The 18,273-nt window shown below is 34.3% G+C and carries 21 protein-coding genes, 1 other RNA gene and 1 pseudogene; all 23 read left to right on the top strand.

Annotated elements, in window-relative coordinates; all coding sequences use genetic code 11:
• Positions 1-14 precede the first annotated feature (14 nt).
• The 23 genes and pseudogenes from IEU51_RS01385 (at position 15) to IEU51_RS01275 (ending at position 18,201) form a co-directional block, all read left to right on the top strand.
• Positions 15-317, top strand: a complete 303-nt coding sequence (locus IEU51_RS01385) for a hypothetical protein (RefSeq protein WP_188349255.1) — start codon at positions 15-17, stop codon at positions 315-317.
• On the top strand, positions 314-853 hold the full coding sequence (locus tag IEU51_RS01380) for an SLOG family protein (protein WP_186087957.1): 540 nt from the start codon (positions 314-316) through the stop codon (positions 851-853). The genes IEU51_RS01385 and IEU51_RS01380 overlap by 4 nt, the downstream gene beginning before the upstream one ends.
• Positions 854-869: 16 nt before the next feature.
• Entirely contained in the window at positions 870-1,190 is a 321-nt protein-coding gene (gene gpsB, locus IEU51_RS01375) for a cell division regulator GpsB (protein WP_186087959.1), read from the top strand.
• A gap of 3 nt (positions 1,191-1,193) precedes the next feature.
• An RNA gene (rnpB, locus tag IEU51_RS01370) (RNase P RNA component class B) lies at positions 1,194-1,569 on the top strand.
• A gap of 149 nt (positions 1,570-1,718) precedes the next feature.
• A complete protein-coding gene (locus IEU51_RS01365; protein WP_186087961.1) occupies positions 1,719-2,849 on the top strand; it encodes a THUMP domain-containing class I SAM-dependent RNA methyltransferase in 1,131 nt (376 codons plus the stop codon).
• On the top strand, positions 2,839-6,189 hold the full coding sequence (locus IEU51_RS01360) for a dynamin family protein (RefSeq protein WP_186087963.1): 3,351 nt from the start codon (positions 2,839-2,841) through the stop codon (positions 6,187-6,189). The genes IEU51_RS01365 and IEU51_RS01360 overlap by 11 nt, the downstream gene beginning before the upstream one ends.
• A gap of 1 nt (position 6,190) precedes the next feature.
• A complete protein-coding gene (locus tag IEU51_RS01355; protein WP_186087964.1) occupies positions 6,191-7,048 on the top strand; it encodes a sulfurtransferase in 858 nt (285 codons plus the stop codon).
• Positions 7,041-7,910: a 5'-3' exonuclease gene (locus IEU51_RS01350; protein ID WP_408634867.1), complete on the top strand. Its 870-nt coding sequence runs from the start codon at positions 7,041-7,043 to the stop codon at positions 7,908-7,910. Before IEU51_RS01355 ends, IEU51_RS01350 begins: the two co-directional genes overlap by 8 nt.
• On the top strand, positions 7,910-8,302 hold the full coding sequence (locus IEU51_RS01345; protein ID WP_186087966.1) for a ribonuclease HI family protein: 393 nt from the start codon (positions 7,910-7,912) through the stop codon (positions 8,300-8,302). The genes IEU51_RS01350 and IEU51_RS01345 overlap by 1 nt, the downstream gene beginning before the upstream one ends.
• A 9-nt stretch (positions 8,303-8,311) precedes the next feature.
• Positions 8,312-8,482, top strand: coding sequence for a zinc-finger domain-containing protein (locus IEU51_RS01340; RefSeq protein WP_186087967.1), 171 nt, complete (start codon positions 8,312-8,314; stop codon positions 8,480-8,482).
• 19 nt (positions 8,483-8,501) lie between these two features.
• Positions 8,502-9,610: pseudogene (locus IEU51_RS01335) on the top strand (conserved virulence factor C family protein).
• A complete protein-coding gene (locus tag IEU51_RS01330) occupies positions 9,611-10,048 on the top strand; it encodes a BrxA/BrxB family bacilliredoxin (RefSeq protein WP_186087969.1) in 438 nt (145 codons plus the stop codon).
• A gap of 206 nt (positions 10,049-10,254) precedes the next feature.
• Entirely contained in the window at positions 10,255-11,208 is a 954-nt protein-coding gene (locus IEU51_RS01325; RefSeq protein ID WP_186087971.1) for a thymidylate synthase, read from the top strand.
• A 9-nt stretch (positions 11,209-11,217) separates the two neighbouring features.
• Positions 11,218-11,691 carry a dihydrofolate reductase gene (locus tag IEU51_RS01320; protein WP_186087973.1) on the top strand — a complete coding sequence of 158 codons (474 nt, stop codon included), beginning with the start codon at positions 11,218-11,220 and terminating at the stop codon, positions 11,689-11,691.
• 4 nt (positions 11,692-11,695) lie between these two features.
• Entirely contained in the window at positions 11,696-12,259 is a 564-nt protein-coding gene (locus tag IEU51_RS01315) for a DUF2140 family protein (RefSeq protein ID WP_186087975.1), read from the top strand.
• Positions 12,260-12,265: 6 nt separating this feature from the next.
• Positions 12,266-12,787, top strand: coding sequence for a peptide-methionine (S)-S-oxide reductase MsrA (gene msrA / locus IEU51_RS01310; protein ID WP_186087977.1), 522 nt, complete (start codon positions 12,266-12,268; stop codon positions 12,785-12,787).
• The gene (gene msrB / locus IEU51_RS01305; protein ID WP_186087986.1) at positions 12,787-13,212 is read left to right on the top strand and encodes a peptide-methionine (R)-S-oxide reductase MsrB; all 426 of its coding nucleotides are present in this window, start codon (positions 12,787-12,789) and stop codon (positions 13,210-13,212) included. Before msrA ends, msrB begins: the two co-directional genes overlap by 1 nt.
• Positions 13,213-13,221: 9 nt before the next feature.
• Positions 13,222-13,443, top strand: coding sequence for a YozE family protein (locus IEU51_RS01300; RefSeq protein WP_186087988.1), 222 nt, complete (start codon positions 13,222-13,224; stop codon positions 13,441-13,443).
• Positions 13,444-13,455: 12 nt separating this feature from the next.
• The gene (deoD, locus tag IEU51_RS01295; RefSeq protein ID WP_186087990.1) at positions 13,456-14,169 is read left to right on the top strand and encodes a purine-nucleoside phosphorylase; all 714 of its coding nucleotides are present in this window, start codon (positions 13,456-13,458) and stop codon (positions 14,167-14,169) included.
• Positions 14,170-14,193: 24 nt separating this feature from the next.
• Positions 14,194-15,756, top strand: coding sequence for a S41 family peptidase (locus tag IEU51_RS01290; RefSeq protein ID WP_186087992.1), 1,563 nt, complete (start codon positions 14,194-14,196; stop codon positions 15,754-15,756).
• A 74-nt stretch (positions 15,757-15,830) separates the two neighbouring features.
• On the top strand, positions 15,831-16,901 hold the full coding sequence (locus IEU51_RS01285) for an undecaprenyldiphospho-muramoylpentapeptide beta-N-acetylglucosaminyltransferase (RefSeq protein WP_186087994.1): 1,071 nt from the start codon (positions 15,831-15,833) through the stop codon (positions 16,899-16,901).
• Position 16,902: 1 nt separating this feature from the next.
• Complete coding sequence (locus IEU51_RS01280; RefSeq protein WP_186087995.1) at positions 16,903-17,535, top strand: phosphatase PAP2 family protein; 633 nt, start codon at positions 16,903-16,905, stop codon at positions 17,533-17,535.
• A gap of 39 nt (positions 17,536-17,574) precedes the next feature.
• Positions 17,575-18,201 carry a GNAT family N-acetyltransferase gene (locus IEU51_RS01275; protein ID WP_186087997.1) on the top strand — a complete coding sequence of 209 codons (627 nt, stop codon included), beginning with the start codon at positions 17,575-17,577 and terminating at the stop codon, positions 18,199-18,201.
• Positions 18,202-18,273 lie beyond the last annotated feature (72 nt).

The raw sequence follows: 18,273 nt of genomic DNA, 5'->3' as shown, positions 1-18,273 counted from the left end.
ATTGCACACAGCACATGTATCTACAATTCTTAGACGAATTGAAACATCGTTACAAAAATGCCAAAAATGGACGCACTTATCATTTCGATACTGAAATTCAACCATTTTTAATACATTCAAAAATGATTGCAAAGTGTATTGATGATTGTGACCTAGACAGTCGTTTTACTTACAAAATAAAAGACAAGGTCATGAGTACAATAACAGAACTTGCTATGAGTGCGCACATCGAACGCTTCAGCAATAAACTTTTCACCGAAATGCACAAATACATTTCGCACTGGTTTTTTTATCTAATTGAGCGTGATTCAAAATGAGAGTACTCATTTTAGGATATAGAAATTATGAACTAAATATTTTTAAACATTCTCAGCCTGAGGTCACTGTTTTAAAAAAGTTTTTAAGATATAAAATTGTTCAGTATCTGGAAGAAGGTGCGGAGTGGTTTATTCTACAAAACCAACCAGGTATTGATATGTACGCAGGTGAAGTATTGTTAGAGCTTAAAAAAGAAGGAGAGTATGATTTTAAATACATCATATTAAAACCATTTTTAGAGTACGATGACCGTTTTAAGGATGAAGACAAGCTTATTCTAAACCAAATAGAACAGGGGAGTGAGTTTTCCAATTACATCTTTAATCGTAAATATGAGGATCCTTCTATGTTTAGAGCAATCAACTCATTTTTAGTCCAAAACAGCACGGATGCACTTATATTATATGACGATGCACAAGAGTCTAACTTAAAATACATTTATAATCTTTTGCTTGAATATTCGACAAAACATACGTATAATATTGAAAGAATTCAATTTGATGAAATCAATGACTTTATAAATAGTGACTTTTAGTTAAGGTGGGGTAAGGATGAACGAATATTCTCTAAACCTATCTGCAAAAGATATATTTGAAAAAGATTTCGAAAAAACTATAAGAGGGTATCGCCCGATTGAAGTGGATACTTTCTTAGACGATGTCATTGCAGATTATCAAAGAATGGCAGATATGAACAAAAATCTGCGCACTTTAGAAGAAGAGAACAAAAAGCTCAAAAAAGAGATTGAAGAATTACGTATTCGCGTGGCAACACGTGGTCGCAGTGATGTTTCAGAGTCACAAAACCAACACATTGATATTTTAAAACGTCTATCGAATTTAGAAAAAAAAGTGTTTGGTAATACTAAATAACGGTGGATCGGATAATCGCTCAAGATGAATTCTTGAGAGGAAAGTCCATGCTCACACAGTCTGCGATGACTGTAGTGTTCGTGCTTGACGAAACAATAAGTCAAGGCAGCAATAGCTGACGGCAGCGTCGATTTCTAAGTCTATTGATATGAAATCGTGCTTGAAAGTGCCACAGAGACGAGTTTACATAGAAATATGTAAAGTGGAACGCGGTAAACCCCTCGAGTGAGCAATCCAAACAAGGTAGGAGCACTCTTTGCGAGGAATTGAACTCAAATAAGAGATATTACGAGAGTAATATAGACAGATGATTATCACTATTGTGTGAGTGTAAACTAGTGCACGTTTAACACGGTAGTACAGAACATGGCTTACAGAGAAACCGTACTAGTATAGCTCTCCAAATTGGAGAGCTTTTTTGTTATTATTATATATTGTTTTTATCTATTTAATAAAAGTTAATTTAATAAGAACTTGAAGTAAAAATCAGATAGAATAGAGTTAATACTAAAGTTAAGGATGTCTTATATGAAATTTAAATTATTAGCTAATACACCGATGGGTCTAGAAAGAGTAGTCGCAAATGAGTTAGAATCTCTCGGTATTGAAACACGTTTAGAAAATGGTCGTGTTTATTTCGAAGGAGACGAACGCACTATTGTCGAAACGAATATGAAATTACGTACAGCAGAGCGTATCAGGATTATCATTGGCGATTTTAACGTCACTACTTTTGATGATTTGTTTGAAGAAGTATTCAGATTACCTTGGAGTGATGTCTTAGGGCCAGACTCAGAATTTCCTGTAACAGGACGATCACACAAGAGTACATTGTTCTCAGTCCCTGACGTTCAACGAATCACGAAAAAAGCGATTGTTGAAAACTTGAAAAAAGCATTCAATATGCAAGGAAAACTTCCTGAGACTGGTGCACGTTACAAAGTAGACATCAACATTTTAAAAGACCGTGCACTTGTAACCATTGATACTTCAGGAGATGCGCTTCATAAACGTGGATATAGAGTTCTTCAAGGGGATGCACCTATTAAAGAGACACTTGCAGCATCTATGCTTCAACTTGCAAATTATACGGGTGACAATCCATTATACGATCCATTCTGTGGGTCAGGAACAATTGCTATCGAAGCCGCAATGATTGCAAGAAACATTGCACCTGGTTCTAATAGAGACTTTGATTCTGAGAAATGGGACATTATTCCACAAGAATTATGGCAAGAGGTTCGCGTTAAGTGTGAAGACGAAGCTGATTATAATAAAGAGGTTGAGATCTATGCATCTGATATTGAAAGCCGCATGATTGATATTTCTAAGCGTAACGCAGATGAGGTTGGACTTTTAGATGACATACATTTTAAAACTCTAGATGTACATGACCTTGAAGTCACTCATAAAAACGCACAAATAATCACGAATCCACCATATGGTGAACGTATTGGTGAAGCAAAAGCAGTTGAAGACATGTATCGTAAGATTGGTCGACTCATGGAAAACGACGAAACACTTAATGTCTACTTAATGACCTCTAATAAAGAATTTGAACTTATCATTGGTAAAAGAGCTACACACCGTAGAAAATTATTTAATGGGTATATAGAAACAACTTATTATCAGTATTGGGGAAATAGAAATGGAAAGTAACGACACGCTTCTGACTCTTTATAAAATAAGAAAAGAAATCCAAAAGTCCAACAACTTAGAACTTTTAAATCAAATTAATCATACAATTAAAAAGACATTTGAAGACTTATTTGTAATTAGCTTTATCGGTCATTTCTCTGCAGGTAAATCAAGCATGATTAATCATCTCTTAGGTGAAGATATTTTACCATCGTCGCCAATTCCAACAACGACGAAGACGGTGCAAGTAGAAATGAGTGATATCGACGATATCGAGGCTTTTATAGATTTAAACCACTACGTTGAAATCAATTCTATTGACGAGTTAAAGACGATTAACAAAACAGATGTAGATATAGAATATATCAAACTCAGACATCAGACAGATCGATTTAACTTGAAAACAGTATTCCAAGACACGCCGGGAGTAGATTCTACCACACGAGCACACGAAGAGAGTACGAATACATTCTTACTTGGAAGTGACTACATCTTCTTTACCGTGGAATACAACCACGTTGAAAGCGAAACAAACTTAAAGATGTTAAAAGAAATTGAGAACTTAAACATTCCTTATTCATTAATTATCAACCAAATAGATAAACACAATGAAGAAGAAATTACGTACCATACATTTATAAATCGTGTAAAAACAACGCTTAAAAACTGGGATATCACTCCAGAAAATATATACACAACATCAATTTTCGATTCAGTCTATCGTCAAAATGACAAATTAATTGAAGACATCAAATCTTTAGAGTCTAAGAAACAATCATTTAAAGAGTTGTACAGAACACGCATCATTCAAAATATCGAAGAAGAGCATTTAAATTATCTCGATGACCAAATCGAAATGAATTCCGCACAAGATAAAAAAAGAGATGCTGTTGTTTCACAAATTGATTATTTAAATGAACAAATCAACGACAACGAAAAAGAGTCGATTGTCCAAGACACTGAAAAATTAGATGACTATATTAAACAAACAGTAAAGTCGATTGTTACGAATAGTTATCTCTATCCGTATGATGTGAAAACTAAAATTGAACAGTTTTTTAAGATCGAGAATAATGAAGTACCGAATCTTGGATTCTTTGGTAAAAAGAAGAAGCGCGCTGAAATGCGTAAGAACACTTTAAGTGAACTAAAGACAGAAATTCAAAAAACGATTGATACAGAAATCAATACACAAGTGAACTTGATGTTTAAAGATCTTAGTTTAGTGGGTAATTATTTCAACTTTAAATGGGATGATAGATATATCACAGAAACAGATACAAGTGAGTCTAACGATAAGTTTGTGAAACTTTACATGGATAACTTAAAACAGCAACTATCACGAGACATACAAAATGATGCAGTATATTTTAAATCAAATCTAACTCACGAAACACATACAGATTCAAATGATGTTGCACCTTTAATTGAAGAAAGAACGAAGCTAGAATATGCACTTAAACTCATCGACTTAAAAGAAGTATTTAAGAGCGAAAGTTACAAAAACTTATACATCCATATGGACGACGAGCTAAAACAACTGAGTGAAAGCATCGAAGTACCAATGGAAGAAATCGAAGAATCGAATGAAGTTTTATCTAAAAATGAATTCTTAGCTGAGGAAAGTTTATCTAATTTAAATACTGAAAATCTTGAAAATATCATTCAAGAACTTAAAAAACTTCCAAGATATCAAGATGCATACGGCTTATTTTACGATAAATTCGAACGCTTTAAAGATAACCACGGTAACTTGAGTGTATTTGGCGGATTTAGCGCAGGTAAAAGTACATTTATTAATGCACTTGTTGATTCTGATGTACTGACTACAAGTCCAAATCCAACAACAGCAAGTATAACTGAACTTTCAAATGACAGCCATAGTTATATTCGTTTTAAAACAGAAGATGTTCTATTAAAAACATGTGTCGCGGTTACAGGGAAACAAACGGATTCCATTGAAAGTCAAATTAAGTTATTAAAGAGCAAAAAAGATATTCCTGAAGTATTTAAACCATTTGTAAAAGGTTTAATTGAAAACTTTAGAGAGTACAATGACAAACTCGGTCAAAAAATTGAGTATTCAAATGAACAAATCGACTTTATTACAAGTAACGATGAGCATGCATTATATGTTCAAAAAGCATATATCGGATTAAATAATGAAATCTTGAATCAAGTAACAATTGTCGATTCACCAGGAATTAACTCAATTAACCAGCGTCACACGAACGAAACAATCAACATTATTGAAAACAGTGACATGATCATTTATGTTGCCTACTTCAACCATATATTTACACGTTCTGATGAACAGTTCTTAAAATATTTACAGTCAGTTAAAGGACAACGTTTCGCAATTACTGTCGTGATTAACGCCATCGACTTAAGAAAGAATGACCAAGAGCTTTATGACGTAGTCGAGTATATGTCGAATACTTTAAATGCTCTAGAGATAAAACACAGAATTTACCCAGTATCTTCAAGAGAAGCAAGACGTGGAGAAGAGCCTTACTTTGAAAAAGCAAAAGTTGAGCTGATGGAACAGCTTGAAATTGAATCGAGCCAAATGATTGAAGCGAGTATCAACGAGAACTTAAAACACTTAGTGCAACGTATTCAGTCAAACATTACTCAGTTTGAAGAAGGAGAATCTCATCTAGAAAATACGATTCGTGTACGTAAAGAAATGCAAACAGAAATGGACCACTTTACTGCTAAAAAGGTATTAAATGAAGTCAATGTTGAAAAAGAGAACTTATTCTCGTTCTTAAGAAGACAGCTTGAATTAAAAATTTATGATCAGTTAACTACAATGATTACTATTAATGAGGCAAAAGATAAGTCATTCATTAAAAATGGAGCAGTTGAAATTAAAGAACATATCAATCATTTCTTAAATATTGAACTCTCTACAATTTTCAACGTGTTATATAGAACGGCATATCGAGCATTAGAAGTTCTTTATCAAACTGAGAACACAAGACTTATGGAAGCAAACATATTAAGTGATTTAATGCTTCATGATGGTCAGAAGAATCAACTTTCAATTACATTAGAAGAAACTACATTTAAAAATGGACTAACAAACGTTTCAAAAAAGAATAAAACAGCGAGAATCTTAAAAGAAGAACTTCTCATATTCTCAGAAAGAGTTGTTAGTTCTATTGATTTTGAATCACTGAAAGCACAAGTGGATGAAAACATTGACGATTTTTTAAACAGTGTAGATGAAAAATCTAATGATTCACTCACACAAATTATTAATGAGTTACAAGAAGAAGTTAAACCACTAAATGAATCAGATTATAAAGAGGATCAAGAGTTATTATCTAAAATCAAACAGAATTTAGGTGCATAAAATGACAATTATTAATGAACACTCATTATTAGAATTAGATCCGAGCAACACACGATTTGTAGATGCGAGAAATGTATTTATGAATGCACAAAAGACAGAAGAGTTAATTAATAGAGAACCATTTACAAATACGACACATGTTCCTGAAACTCCTTATATGGTGTCTGCAGCAGGAAATGGCCATAATAAAGGGCGTAGTCCTGTGCCATATGGCAAAGTCATTCATACGCTCTATAACGACTTAATGAAAGATGTAGATACAATTGTCATCTTCTCTTTCGATAGTAGCTTTCACCATACGAGACTTTATTATCTTTTTGAACTATACGGTTTAGAATCAACACTCTATATCGGAAGTAAAGATGTATTGCAGTCGTTTTTAAAAACAGTGACAACTTTACCAGTAAAATTAAGTAGTGAGTTTAATGCACGAGAGTTAGAGTTAAACTCTACTATTTATATGACGATGGATGAAGTAAAAGAAGCGATTAAGAACAAGAAACATCTACTCATTGATGTTCGTGATTATAAAAGATATATCGGTAGTGGGGACGCACTCGATTTAAAAAGTGGTCATATTCCAACTGCTGTTAATATTCCAAATGCGTCACTTTATGTGGACGGAAATTTATCTTTAGACTCTATTCCTGATCAATTAGAGCTCATTAAAAAATTCGATTTTGTTACAGTTTCATGTGGTTCTGGAATGAGCGCAACACCAATGTTTGTATTTTTAAAATACCATAATGTACCTGTGAAATTATATGGTGGTAGCTTCTCAGAATGGATTACAGATGATCAAAATGAGATAGAAACATCGGTTAACACGTTAGAAAGTAGAGTAGATCGTATTGAATAAATTATTAGTTATTGACGGAATGGCGTTACTCTTTAGACACTTTTTTGCAACGTCATTTAGAAATCAATTCATGTATAACAATAAAAAAATCCCAACAAACGGAATTCAAGGTACAATTCGTCATATTTATAAAATTATTGAAATGGACGAACCTACAAATGTTATTGTTACTTGGGATATGGGGTCAAAAACAGTTCGTAACGAGTGGTTTAACAATTATAAAATCGATAGACCTGCACCACCAGAAGAATTGGTCCCACAATTTGACTACGTCAAAGAAATATTGGCAGAACTTGGATTTTTCCAAATTGGGGTAGTTGGATACGAAGCAGACGATATCATCGGCACATTAGCAAAACATCATAACAATATTACAATCATTTCTGGTGATAGAGATTTGCTTCAAGTCTTAGCACCAGGTGTAAACTTATGGCTGACTAAAAAAGGATACACTGAGTACAATAAGTACACTGAAGCAAGTTTTATTGAAGAATATGGTGTGACACCAGAACAATTCATTGATGTCAAAGCATTGATGGGAGACTCTGGTGACGGATACTTTGGCGTCAAAGGAATTGGCGAAAAGACTGCATTTAATCTTATTAAAAAGTACGGTAGTATCGAAAACTTATTAGAAAATATAGATACATGCACACCATCACAAAAGAGAAATATTGAAAATGATATGGAACATCTCTTGATGAGTCAAAAACTTGCACGCATTATTACTGATGTGCCGTTTGATATAGAAGAAGCGCTTAAACTTAGTCCATTTGTTTATAATGAAGCACTGACAATGGACGTTCTAAACGCCCATGACTTATCGATTTCAAGAAAATACATCGAAAGACTAGAACTCTAATGGCAACTGTCTACATCGATGCAGCAACAAAACAAAACCCTTATTTTTCAGTTGGTGCGGCTGTAATCAAGAATGATTCAGAAACCTTTGAAGAAACGTATATTCTTGGTAATATAGATAATAACGAGGCCGAATGGGCAACGTTGTTAAGAACAACCGAGAGACTTGTTGAATTTGGAATCACTCACGCAATTATTTATACTGACTCTAAAATAATTGTAGATACATTTATAAAAAACTTTGTTAAAGACATGAGATTTAAATCATATTACAATAAAGTGAATGAGTTATCGAAAGACTTCTCATTATTTCTTGTATCTCTGATTCCACGAGAAGAAAACAAGCATGCCGATCATTTGGCAAAGACTCGGTTATATAAAGAGTCAAAATAAGGAGGATATATGAATACAGAAGTATTAAAGAAGATTGCTACTCTTGAATCACGCTTTTGTAAAAATTGCCCTCTGAAAGAATTTAATCGTAGTAAACATGGTAAAACATATGCGCATCATTTTTGTATCAATGAGTGCTCAGTCGGTTTATCCATCAAATCTCATGGAAATAATTTATAACATATATAGGAGAATAACTATGCAAATTTTAAGAATTGAACCAACACCAAACCCGAACACTATGAAAGTAGTTCTTGATGAACACAAAGAAGAAATGAAATCTTCAACTCACACAGAAGTTTCTGATGAGAACCCAGAATTCATCAACCGAGTTTTAGAAATCGAAGAAGTGAAGAGTGTATTTTATGCACTCGACTTTATTTCTGTAGATAAACAACCAGCAGCAGAATGGGAAGTTGTTATTCCTAAAATTGAAGCTACATTTGAAGGACAAGACGATACAAAAAAGAACTAACACACGTTCCTGATAATTTCGGTGCTGCAGACGTTGAAGTCTTAACATTTAAAGGAATACCGTATCAAGTTAAGGTTCTCTTAAATGGTGAACATAGAAAGCAACTAGATGACCGCTTTATTGATGCGATGACTGAAGCAACGCTAGCAGATGACAATATCATATTCAACCGTAAATGGGTGAGCTTTGGCACACGTTATGGAGAAGTCGAAGACATCCTCACTGAAGTATACGATGAGATCGATGCACTGTATCCAGTAGAGCGCTTAGATTCACTCGTTCATGAAGCGAAGAATAAACGACCTCCTAAACCGAAAGTGTACAGTAAAGTAGATATAGAGACGTTTAAAAAAGAAACGGACTGGAAAAAGAGACTTTATTATCTAGACCATTTCGATACGCCAACAAAAGATGACTATCCACTTCTAGACTTCGCTTTGTCTGACGAAAAAATTCAAGTGCGTAGAATGAGTGTGTCTCTATTAGCAATGATAGAAGACAAAGAAACACTTAAGTACTTGAAAAAAGCAACCTTAGACAGAGCAATACCTGTAAGACGTACTGCAGGGGATGCCTATAGTGATTTAGGTTACACTGAAGGTTTAGAAGATATCTATCCTTTATTGAAGGATAAGAGTCCGATTGTCAGATGGCGTGCTGCGATGTTTATCTATGAAGTCGGTAATGAGGAAAGTCTCCCATACTTAATTGAAGTTCGTGATGACGAGAAATACGATGTCAGACTTCAAATTGAACTTGCGATATCTAGAATTGAAAATGGTGAAGCTGCTCTTGGGAGCGTGTGGAAACAAATGGAAAAGAGGAATTTATAAATGAATCCTTATGAAGCATATATGAAAGAGATGGCTGAAGGAATGCGTCGTGAACTGACGGATTATGACTTTAATGAACTCACAACACCTGATGCTGTTGTATCACACATGAATACAGTTAAAGATGACGAAAGTACTTTCGTTGTTATCAACAGTGTATGTGGATGCGCAGCAGGACTAGCTAGACCTGCTGCACGTACAGTGGCACTTCAAAATCCAATTAAACCAGATCACCTCGTCACAGTATTTGCAGGACAAGATAGAGAAGCAACTGAAAAAATGCGTGAATATATTGGCCAAATGCCTTCAAGTCCATCTATGGCAGTGTTCAAAGGTACTGAATTAAAACATTTCGTACCACGTGAACACATTGAAAATAGAGAAATCGAAGATATTATGATGGACTTAAAAGACGCATTTGACGAATATTGCATATAAAAAAGAGGAAAGGATCATCCTTTCCTCTTTCTTCATTAGATTGAACTAATCATTTTATTCGTAAATGCACATCGAAATCATGTAAAATGCAAGTAAAGTAAGACCAACGAACATTGTTGCTTCCATTTACAACACCCCTTATACGTAATCAATTGATTATCTATATTATATAAAATCTCACGCGTAAAAGAAAGGATAGATTTAAAATGAATACATTCGATAAAGAGTATCATGATCTTGCAAAGCGAGTATTGAAAGAAGGTACTTACAAAGACGACAGAACGAATACAGGTACTTATTCCATTTTTGGACATCAGATGAGATTTGATTTAAGTGAAGGTTTCCCATTACTTACAACAAAAAGAACATCTTTTAAACTGATTGCAACAGAACTCATTTGGTTTATGCGCGGTGATACAAACATTCAATATTTACTAGAGTATAACAATAATATTTGGAATGAGTGGGCATTTAAAAGATACGTGGAGTCAGAAGATTATCATGGTCCAGACATGACAGACTTCGGTAACAGAGCATTAGCTGACGAAGCATTCAATAAAGTCTACCAAGAAGAAATGAATAAATACAAAGAAAAAATCCTTACTGATGATCAGTTCGCATTAAAATACGGTGAATTAGGAAATGTTTATGGAAAGCAGTGGAGAAACTGGGTCGGACCAAGTGGTGAAGAGATTGATCAGCTTAAAAATGTTGTAGATTCAATTAAGAATAATCCAACATCACGTCGTCACATCGTCTCGGCGTGGAATCCTGCTGAGATTGAAACAATGGCACTTCCACCATGCCATACTTTATTCCAATTCTATGTGAAAGACGGTAAATTAAGCTTACAGCTCTATCAAAGAAGTGCAGATATATTCTTAGGAGTACCATTTAATATCGCGTCTTACAGTCTTCTTCTAATCATGGTTGCAAGAGAAACAGGACTAGAAGTTGGAAAGTTTGTTCATACAATGGGAGATGCCCATATTTATCAAAACCATCTAGATGCAATTAATACACAATTAGAACGTACTAGTTTTGCACCACCTACTGTTAAAATTAACAGTGACAAATCAATGTTCGAACTCGAATATGAAGACATCGAGCTCGTCAATTATGAAAGTCATCCATCAATTAAAGCACCAATTGCTGTATAGGAGAATAAAATGATTTCATTAATAGTCGCACATGCGAATCAAAATGTTATAGGCTTTAAGGGAGATATGCCATGGCACCTCCCTGCAGATCTAAAAAGAGTTAAAGCTCTTACTACAAGTAATACCATTGTAATGGGTAGAAAGACATACGAAAGTCTTGGGCGTCCACTGCCTAACCGAAAAAACGTCGTACTAACTAGAAATAAGGACTTTCAGCCTGAAGGCGTGACAGTTATTCACAATATAGAAGATATTCACTCCTTAGAGGGTAAGGTGTTTATCTTTGGAGGTAGTGGGTTATATCATGCTACAACAGATATCGTAGAAGAAATGTACATCACGAGAATTAAAGAAACATTTGCAGGTGATACTTTCTTTGTCGATTACGATTTAAATGATTGGGACATTATTTCAAGAGAATCATTTGAACCGGATGATAAAAACATCTACCCATATGAATATCTACATCTCATAAAGAAGTGATCAGATGAATTTTAAAAACAAATGGAAACTTTCCTTTTTAATTCTATTAGGAATTAACGTATTAGTAGTGATTAGTATTGTTTTAATGATTGTACTTGCACCAAAATACGATGAAGAAATCGCTGAATCACCATCTAAACAAACAGACATTCAAGTAATTACAAATAATGAGACAATAGAGAACATTATTAACCAATATATCGAAACAGACGATCTTTCTGTTAAAATTGATAAGACTAGTGTTTTACTCAACACTAAATATCCTGTACTTGGTAAAAGTATTGATATCGATATCCAGGTAGATCCAATCGTTCATAAAGATAAAATAATACTCAACTTGGTGAAAGTAGATATAATGAATCTACCGATCAGTGGTGATTATGTATATTCTTTTATGAAGAACTATATCCCACTTGAAGAAGGATTATCTTATAGTAATGACAGAAAAGCAATCATCGTCGATAGTTCTATTTTTACAAAAGAGATGGATATGGATGTAACAATTAACAACATCGATTACAAAAACGATGCATGGTATTTTTCAATAGACAACTTATTTAAGGAATGATTTAATATGCAAAAAGCAACACTCGCAGGCGGATGTTTCTGGTGTCTCGTTAAACCATTTAACCAGTGGGACGGAATCGAATCTGTCATTTCGGGTTATTCAAATGGAGACCTAGAAAATCCAACTTATGAACAAGTCGCTACAGGTACAACAGGACATACAGAATCTGTCCAAATAACATTCGATGAAAACACAATTACTTTTAAAGAAATTTTAGACATCTTCTTTAAAACATTTGACCCTACTGACAAAGACGGACAATTTGGTGATAGAGGAAGCATGTATATGCCTGCTATTTTTTATCACGATGATGAGCAAAAACAAATTGCACTTGACGTAATTGAAGACTTGGACAACCAAAAAATCTTTAGTAAACCAATCAACACACCTGTGTTACCATTTAAAAACTTTTATGAAGCTGAAGAGCATCACCAAGACTTTTATGATAAAAACAAAGCACACTACAATGCCTTTTACAAAGGATCAGGTAGAAAAGCTTTTATTGAAAATCATTGGAGTGAACAATAATGGAAAGAAGAAAATCAGTAGAAGATTTAACAGAACTCGAATATCACGTAATGAAAGAAAGCGGAACTGAGCGTCCTTTCCAAAATGAATTTGATGATCATTATGAAGAAGGAATCTACGTAGATAAGCTTTCTGGTAAACCTTTATTTAGTTCTAAAGATAAATACAATGCGATGTGTGGATGGCCATCATTCTCTAAAACAATTTCAGACTCAGTCTCTGAACACTTTGATGATTCACACGGTATGAGGCGTGTAGAAGTGAGAAGTGATTCATCTGATTCACATCTCGGACACGTGTTCCCTGATGGACCAGAAGAACTTGGTGGCATACGCTACTGCATCAACTCTGCATCTCTTGATTTTATCCCTAAAGAAGAACTTAAAACGAATGGATATGAGGAATATCTTTCGATTTTTGAATAGAGGTGTAATATGAAAGACGTGTCTTTCTATCAATATATGAAAACTAAGGTTGGTGAAAAATCAGATGAAGGTGTGCTTGCTAAACACCTCGTGAATGACTTTTCTTTCCCTAAGTTTTCAAAAGATTATGATGAAATTTCAGATTATCTAGAGAAAAATCCTTATGAAAATGTTAAACTCGATACATTCGATAAAACATTTTCAGAATATGAAAATTGGTTAAATTATTAAGGAGTTGTAAAAATGAGTATTCATATTAATGCAAAACAAGGCGAAATCGCGGACACTATTCTTTTACCAGGAGATCCACTTCGAGCGAAGTACATTGCTGAAACATTCTTAGAAGATCCTGTTCAGTTTAACGACGTAAGAAATATGTTTGGATATACAGGAACTTATAAAGGAAAAAGAATTTCTGTAATGGGTACTGGTATGGGTGTACCATCAATTTCTATTTATGTTAATGAACTGATGAACGACTACGGTGTTAAAAACTTAATCCGTGTTGGTACATGTGGAGCAATCCAAAAAGACGTTAAAGTAAGAGACGTTATCATTGCACAAAGTGCATCAACAGACTCATTCCAAAATAGAAAATTATTCAAAAACGTAGAATATGCACCAACTTCTGACTTCGAGCTTCTTTTATCTTCTTATAACGAAGCTAAAAAACGCGGTGTAGAAGTAAAAGTAGGTAACGTATTTACAGCAGATTCCTTCTATGATGCAAATGGCGATATCGAGCAATTAGCTGATTACGGTGTGCTTGCATTAGAGATGGAATGTAGTGCATTATTCACAATTGCTAAGAAATATGATGCGAGAGCGCTAGGTATTTTAACTGTATCTGACCACGTATTAACGGGTGAGCTTACGACTCCAGAAGAGAGACAAACAACGTTTAACGAAATGATCGAAATTGCGTTAGATGCTGCAGTACCATTCGCTGGCAACTAACTTCAATTAGAAATAGGTGAGATTTTGAACGATTCACATGATGAATTAAATGAGGAAAAATTACGTGGTCCAAGGCGTATTAACTTAAATATATTTTGGTTCTTAATCATCTTACTCTCAACAATCATACTGACAGCAATCATCACAGCGCTGAGCATTGATGGTCGTACTGAACGCGCAGTAAACGTTGGAACAGATACAAGACAAGAATTTGCTAAATTATATAACGTCTATGACACGATTACAAAAGAATATTATACAGATGTTGATAAGGAACAGTTAATTGAGAAATCAATTAAGGGTATGGTTGAAGGTTTAGATGACCCATATAGTGAATACATGTCAATTGATGAAACAGCTAAATTTGAAGAATCAATCACAGGTGAATTTGAAGGTATTGGTACGGAAATTATGCAAGAGAATAACGTCATTGTTGTTTCTTCGCCAATCAAAGGGTCACCAGCAGAAGCTGCGGGAATCCAAACTGGAGATAAAATCGTAAAAGTAAATGGTAAATCTATTGAAGGTGTGTCAACTTCTGAAGCAGCTGCAATGATTAGAGGTAAAAAAGGGACAGAAGTTATTCTGACGATTATTCGTGGATCTGATAAGCCGTTTGATATTAAAATTAAACGTGATAAAATTCATATCGACTCTGTGACTTTTGAAGAAAAAGATGATATTGGTCATATCAGCATTAATAGATTCCAAGAAGGGACTTCTGATGAATTACAGAAGTACTTAGATCAAGCTGCTGAAGATGACGTTAAAGATATCATTATCGACTTTAGAAATAACCCTGGTGGACTTCTCAATGAAGCTCTTGCGATGATCAACCAGTTTGTACCTAAAGGTGAAACATTACTTTATCTTGAATATGCAGGAAAAACGCGTGAAGTAGTAAAGGCACAAGTGGAACAAAATCCAAGCACTAAGAATTTTGATAATATTTATATCTTAGTAAATGAAGGTTCGGCATCGGCTTCAGAAGTGTTTACTGGTGCTTTAATGGACTTGACTGATGCTGAAGTTGTTGGCAATAAAACATTTGGTAAAGGTATTGTTCAAACAACAAGTGAATTTAAAGACGGTTCGCTCGTTAAATACACAAATTCAAAATGGTTAACACCTAATGAAACATGGGTACATGGTAAAGGTATTGACCCTGACTTTGTTATTAACACACCAGATTATACTAGGATTAAATATTTAGATTCAAGTGAAGTATATGTTATTGGTCAAGAAAATGATGATATTCTATCTATTAAAGTTGCTCTTGATGCTTTAGGATTCGACATTAAATCATTTGACAATACATTTGATAAAAATCTTGAATTAGAAGTGAAAAAATATCAAACTAAACACAATATTGAAGCTTCAGGCTTTGTCACTGGAAAAACAACAGAACAATTAATGGTTGACTTACGAAATCATATCAAAGAAAATGATACTCAGTTAAATCAATTAATGGACTATATTAAAGGTGAAAAAACGAAAGAAGAAGTGACGAAAGAAATGGAAGAGTATTCTAAATACATTCCAGTAAATAACGATCGTTCACTTGACGAAGAAGAGTCTGAAGAATAGTATTAAATCCGTACAAAGTTCGCTTTGTACGGGTGTTTTTTGTATCAAAATGAAATTCTAGAAAGAGGTAACCTATGAGTCAAAAACATAAAAGAGTGATTTTAACAGGCGGCGGTACAGTTGGTCATGTTATACTTAATAAGCTCATAATACCTGAGCTCATCAATAAGAATATTGAACCTGTTTATATTGGCTCTAAAACAGGTATTGAAAAGGAAGTCATCAGTACAACAGGAATTACTTATAAGCAAATTTCTAGCGGTAAATTACGCAGATATTTCTCACTAGAAAATGCTGTCGATGTTTTTAGAGTATTCAAAGGAGTATTAGAGGCACGTAAGATAATAAAAAAAGTAAAACCAGAATTCGTCTTTTCTAAAGGTGGTTTTGTAACTGTACCAGTTGTTTTAGCTGCTAAAAGCTTAAATATCCCAATCTACATTCATGAGTCGGATATTACACCAGGACTTGCGAATAAAATTGCGGGTAAGTTTGCAAATAAAATTTTTGTCACATTCGAAAAAACTCTTGAGTATGTGGACAAAAGTAAATCAGAATACATTGGTCCAGTTATTAGAGACGAGTTAAAACGTGGAAATGAATCTATTGGTTATGAATTAACAGGATTTGATCCTAATAAGGAGACACTCATGATTATCGGTGGCTCACTCGGTGCAAAACATATCAATGATTTTGTACGTGAACATCTAGACGAATTGACAGAAGCGTATCAAATCATTCATATCACAGGTCAAAATAATATTGACCATACGTTAGAAACATGTCATTATAAACAATTCGAGTTCGTAAAAAGTGAACTCGCGCATCTGTTATCAATCACAGATACAGTCATCTCAAGAAGTGGTTCAAATGCGATATATGAATTTTTAGCGTTAAGAAAACCAATGATCTTAATTCCTTTACCTTTATCACAAAGTAGGGGAGATCAGATCGAAAATGCAACATTTTTTGAAGAACAAGGATTTGCCATTAAGTTAGATGAGGAAGATTTATCCTTGTCGAAATTGACGGATGCTTTAACAAGAATTCACAAAGAACGTACATCATTTGTGAATCGCATGGATAACTTTGATGTAGGAATTACGTCATTAGAGCTTGTCGAAAAACTAGTTTCGGAGGAATAATATGAGTAGAGCAAAAAAGCTATCACTATTTATCGTGTTCACCATAATTTTTGGTGTTATCGCACTCTTTCATGAATCGAGACTAGGCAAGTGGATAGATAGAGAGGTCTATGAATTCATCTATGCGTCTGAAAGCTTTATAACAACAGCACTCATGCTTGGGTTTACGCAACTCGGAGAAGTGATTACTATGGTTGTTATGTCTATGATTGTAATAGTCATACTCATGCTATATCGTTTAAATATACACGCATTATTTATGCTTATTTCAATGATGTCTTCTAGCATTTTAATTCCGGTTTTAAAGCACTCATTCGATAGAGAGCGTCCATCATTCTTACGATTAATCGATATTTCTGGGTTCAGTTTCCCAAGTGGTCACAGCCTAGGATCCACTATATTCTTCGGAAGTCTGATGGTCATTATAAAACATACGAACTTAAATCACAAAGCTGTGATGTATGGATTATGTGCTGCATTTATTTTAATGATATGCGCTTCAAGAGTATATCTCGGTGTTCACTTCCCAACAGACGTATTAGCAGGGATGATGATTGGTACAGCAGTTGTATTTGGTGTAAGTGCACTATTACATAACAAGCTTAAAACCCCAACACCACAAAAAAGTAAATGATGACACACAATAACAAATATTATAGGTAGGTGGAGTAACTTGATTACAAATTTATATGAACAAATCACTTTAGAGAATGATAGAATCCGATTGATACCAATGCAGCTTTCTCATGCAAAAGATTTACACAATATAAATCATGAGAGCATTTGGACATATATGTTGTTCCAAGCAACCTCCGCCGACCTAATGAATGAATGGGTTCAAAGTGCGATTGATCTTAGAAACGAAATGAAATCTATTCCTTTTGTTGTAATTCTTAAATCTACTGGAGAGGTAATGGGAAGCACGAGAATCCAGCATATTGACTATGAAAGAAATAGCTGTGAAATTGGTGCTTCATGGTTTGGTGCACGTGCACAGCGTACATTCGTTAACTCAGACTCAAAATTCTTATTACTAGAATTCTGTTTTGAGACAATGAACATGATGCGCGTACAAATCCGAGCTGATGAAAGAAATGAACGCTCAAATAGAGCAATTGAACGCCTTGGATTTACAAAAGAAGGCGTACTAAGAAAAGAACGTGCACTGCACGGTGTTCCAAGAAATTTAGTTGTCTATTCGATCATCGACGAAGAATGGCCAGAGGTTAAAAAGAACTTATTAATTAAACAACAAAGTTACGCACAAGAAACACCGGACACACAAGCTTCAAATACTTAAATAAAGAGGACCACTCATAATGGTCCTCTTTTTATTTTGTATTAGTTTTTTGGTATTATTATGAATAAGAAG

Origin of the sequence: Phocicoccus schoeneichii, from assembly GCF_014635565.1 — a bacterium.
Classification (GTDB): Bacteria; Bacillota; Bacilli; order Staphylococcales; family Salinicoccaceae; genus Phocicoccus; species Phocicoccus schoeneichii.
This window is presented reverse-complemented; position numbering and strand designations above follow the sequence as displayed.

Bases quoted from the DNA above. Each gene is read 5' to 3' on its own strand.
- IEU51_RS01385 (WP_188349255.1), top strand. From the start codon at position 15: ATGTATCTACAATTCTTAGACGAATTGAAACATCGTTACAAAAATGCC.
- IEU51_RS01380 (WP_186087957.1), top strand. From the start codon at position 314: ATGAGAGTACTCATTTTAGGATATAGAAATTATGAACTAAATATTTTT.
- gpsB (WP_186087959.1), top strand. From the start codon at position 870: ATGAACGAATATTCTCTAAACCTATCTGCAAAAGATATATTTGAAAAA.
- IEU51_RS01365 (WP_186087961.1), top strand. From the start codon at position 1,719: ATGAAATTTAAATTATTAGCTAATACACCGATGGGTCTAGAAAGAGTA.
- IEU51_RS01360 (WP_186087963.1), top strand. From the start codon at position 2,839: ATGGAAAGTAACGACACGCTTCTGACTCTTTATAAAATAAGAAAAGAA.
- IEU51_RS01355 (WP_186087964.1), top strand. From the start codon at position 6,191: ATGACAATTATTAATGAACACTCATTATTAGAATTAGATCCGAGCAAC.
- IEU51_RS01345 (WP_186087966.1), top strand. From the start codon at position 7,910: ATGGCAACTGTCTACATCGATGCAGCAACAAAACAAAACCCTTATTTT.
- IEU51_RS01340 (WP_186087967.1), top strand. From the start codon at position 8,312: ATGAATACAGAAGTATTAAAGAAGATTGCTACTCTTGAATCACGCTTT.
- IEU51_RS01330 (WP_186087969.1), top strand. From the start codon at position 9,611: ATGAATCCTTATGAAGCATATATGAAAGAGATGGCTGAAGGAATGCGT.
- IEU51_RS01325 (WP_186087971.1), top strand. From the start codon at position 10,255: ATGAATACATTCGATAAAGAGTATCATGATCTTGCAAAGCGAGTATTG.
- IEU51_RS01320 (WP_186087973.1), top strand. From the start codon at position 11,218: ATGATTTCATTAATAGTCGCACATGCGAATCAAAATGTTATAGGCTTT.
- IEU51_RS01315 (WP_186087975.1), top strand. From the start codon at position 11,696: ATGAATTTTAAAAACAAATGGAAACTTTCCTTTTTAATTCTATTAGGA.
- msrA (WP_186087977.1), top strand. From the start codon at position 12,266: ATGCAAAAAGCAACACTCGCAGGCGGATGTTTCTGGTGTCTCGTTAAA.
- msrB (WP_186087986.1), top strand. From the start codon at position 12,787: ATGGAAAGAAGAAAATCAGTAGAAGATTTAACAGAACTCGAATATCAC.
- IEU51_RS01300 (WP_186087988.1), top strand. From the start codon at position 13,222: ATGAAAGACGTGTCTTTCTATCAATATATGAAAACTAAGGTTGGTGAA.
- deoD (WP_186087990.1), top strand. From the start codon at position 13,456: ATGAGTATTCATATTAATGCAAAACAAGGCGAAATCGCGGACACTATT.
- IEU51_RS01285 (WP_186087994.1), top strand. From the start codon at position 15,831: ATGAGTCAAAAACATAAAAGAGTGATTTTAACAGGCGGCGGTACAGTT.
- IEU51_RS01280 (WP_186087995.1), top strand. From the start codon at position 16,903: ATGAGTAGAGCAAAAAAGCTATCACTATTTATCGTGTTCACCATAATT.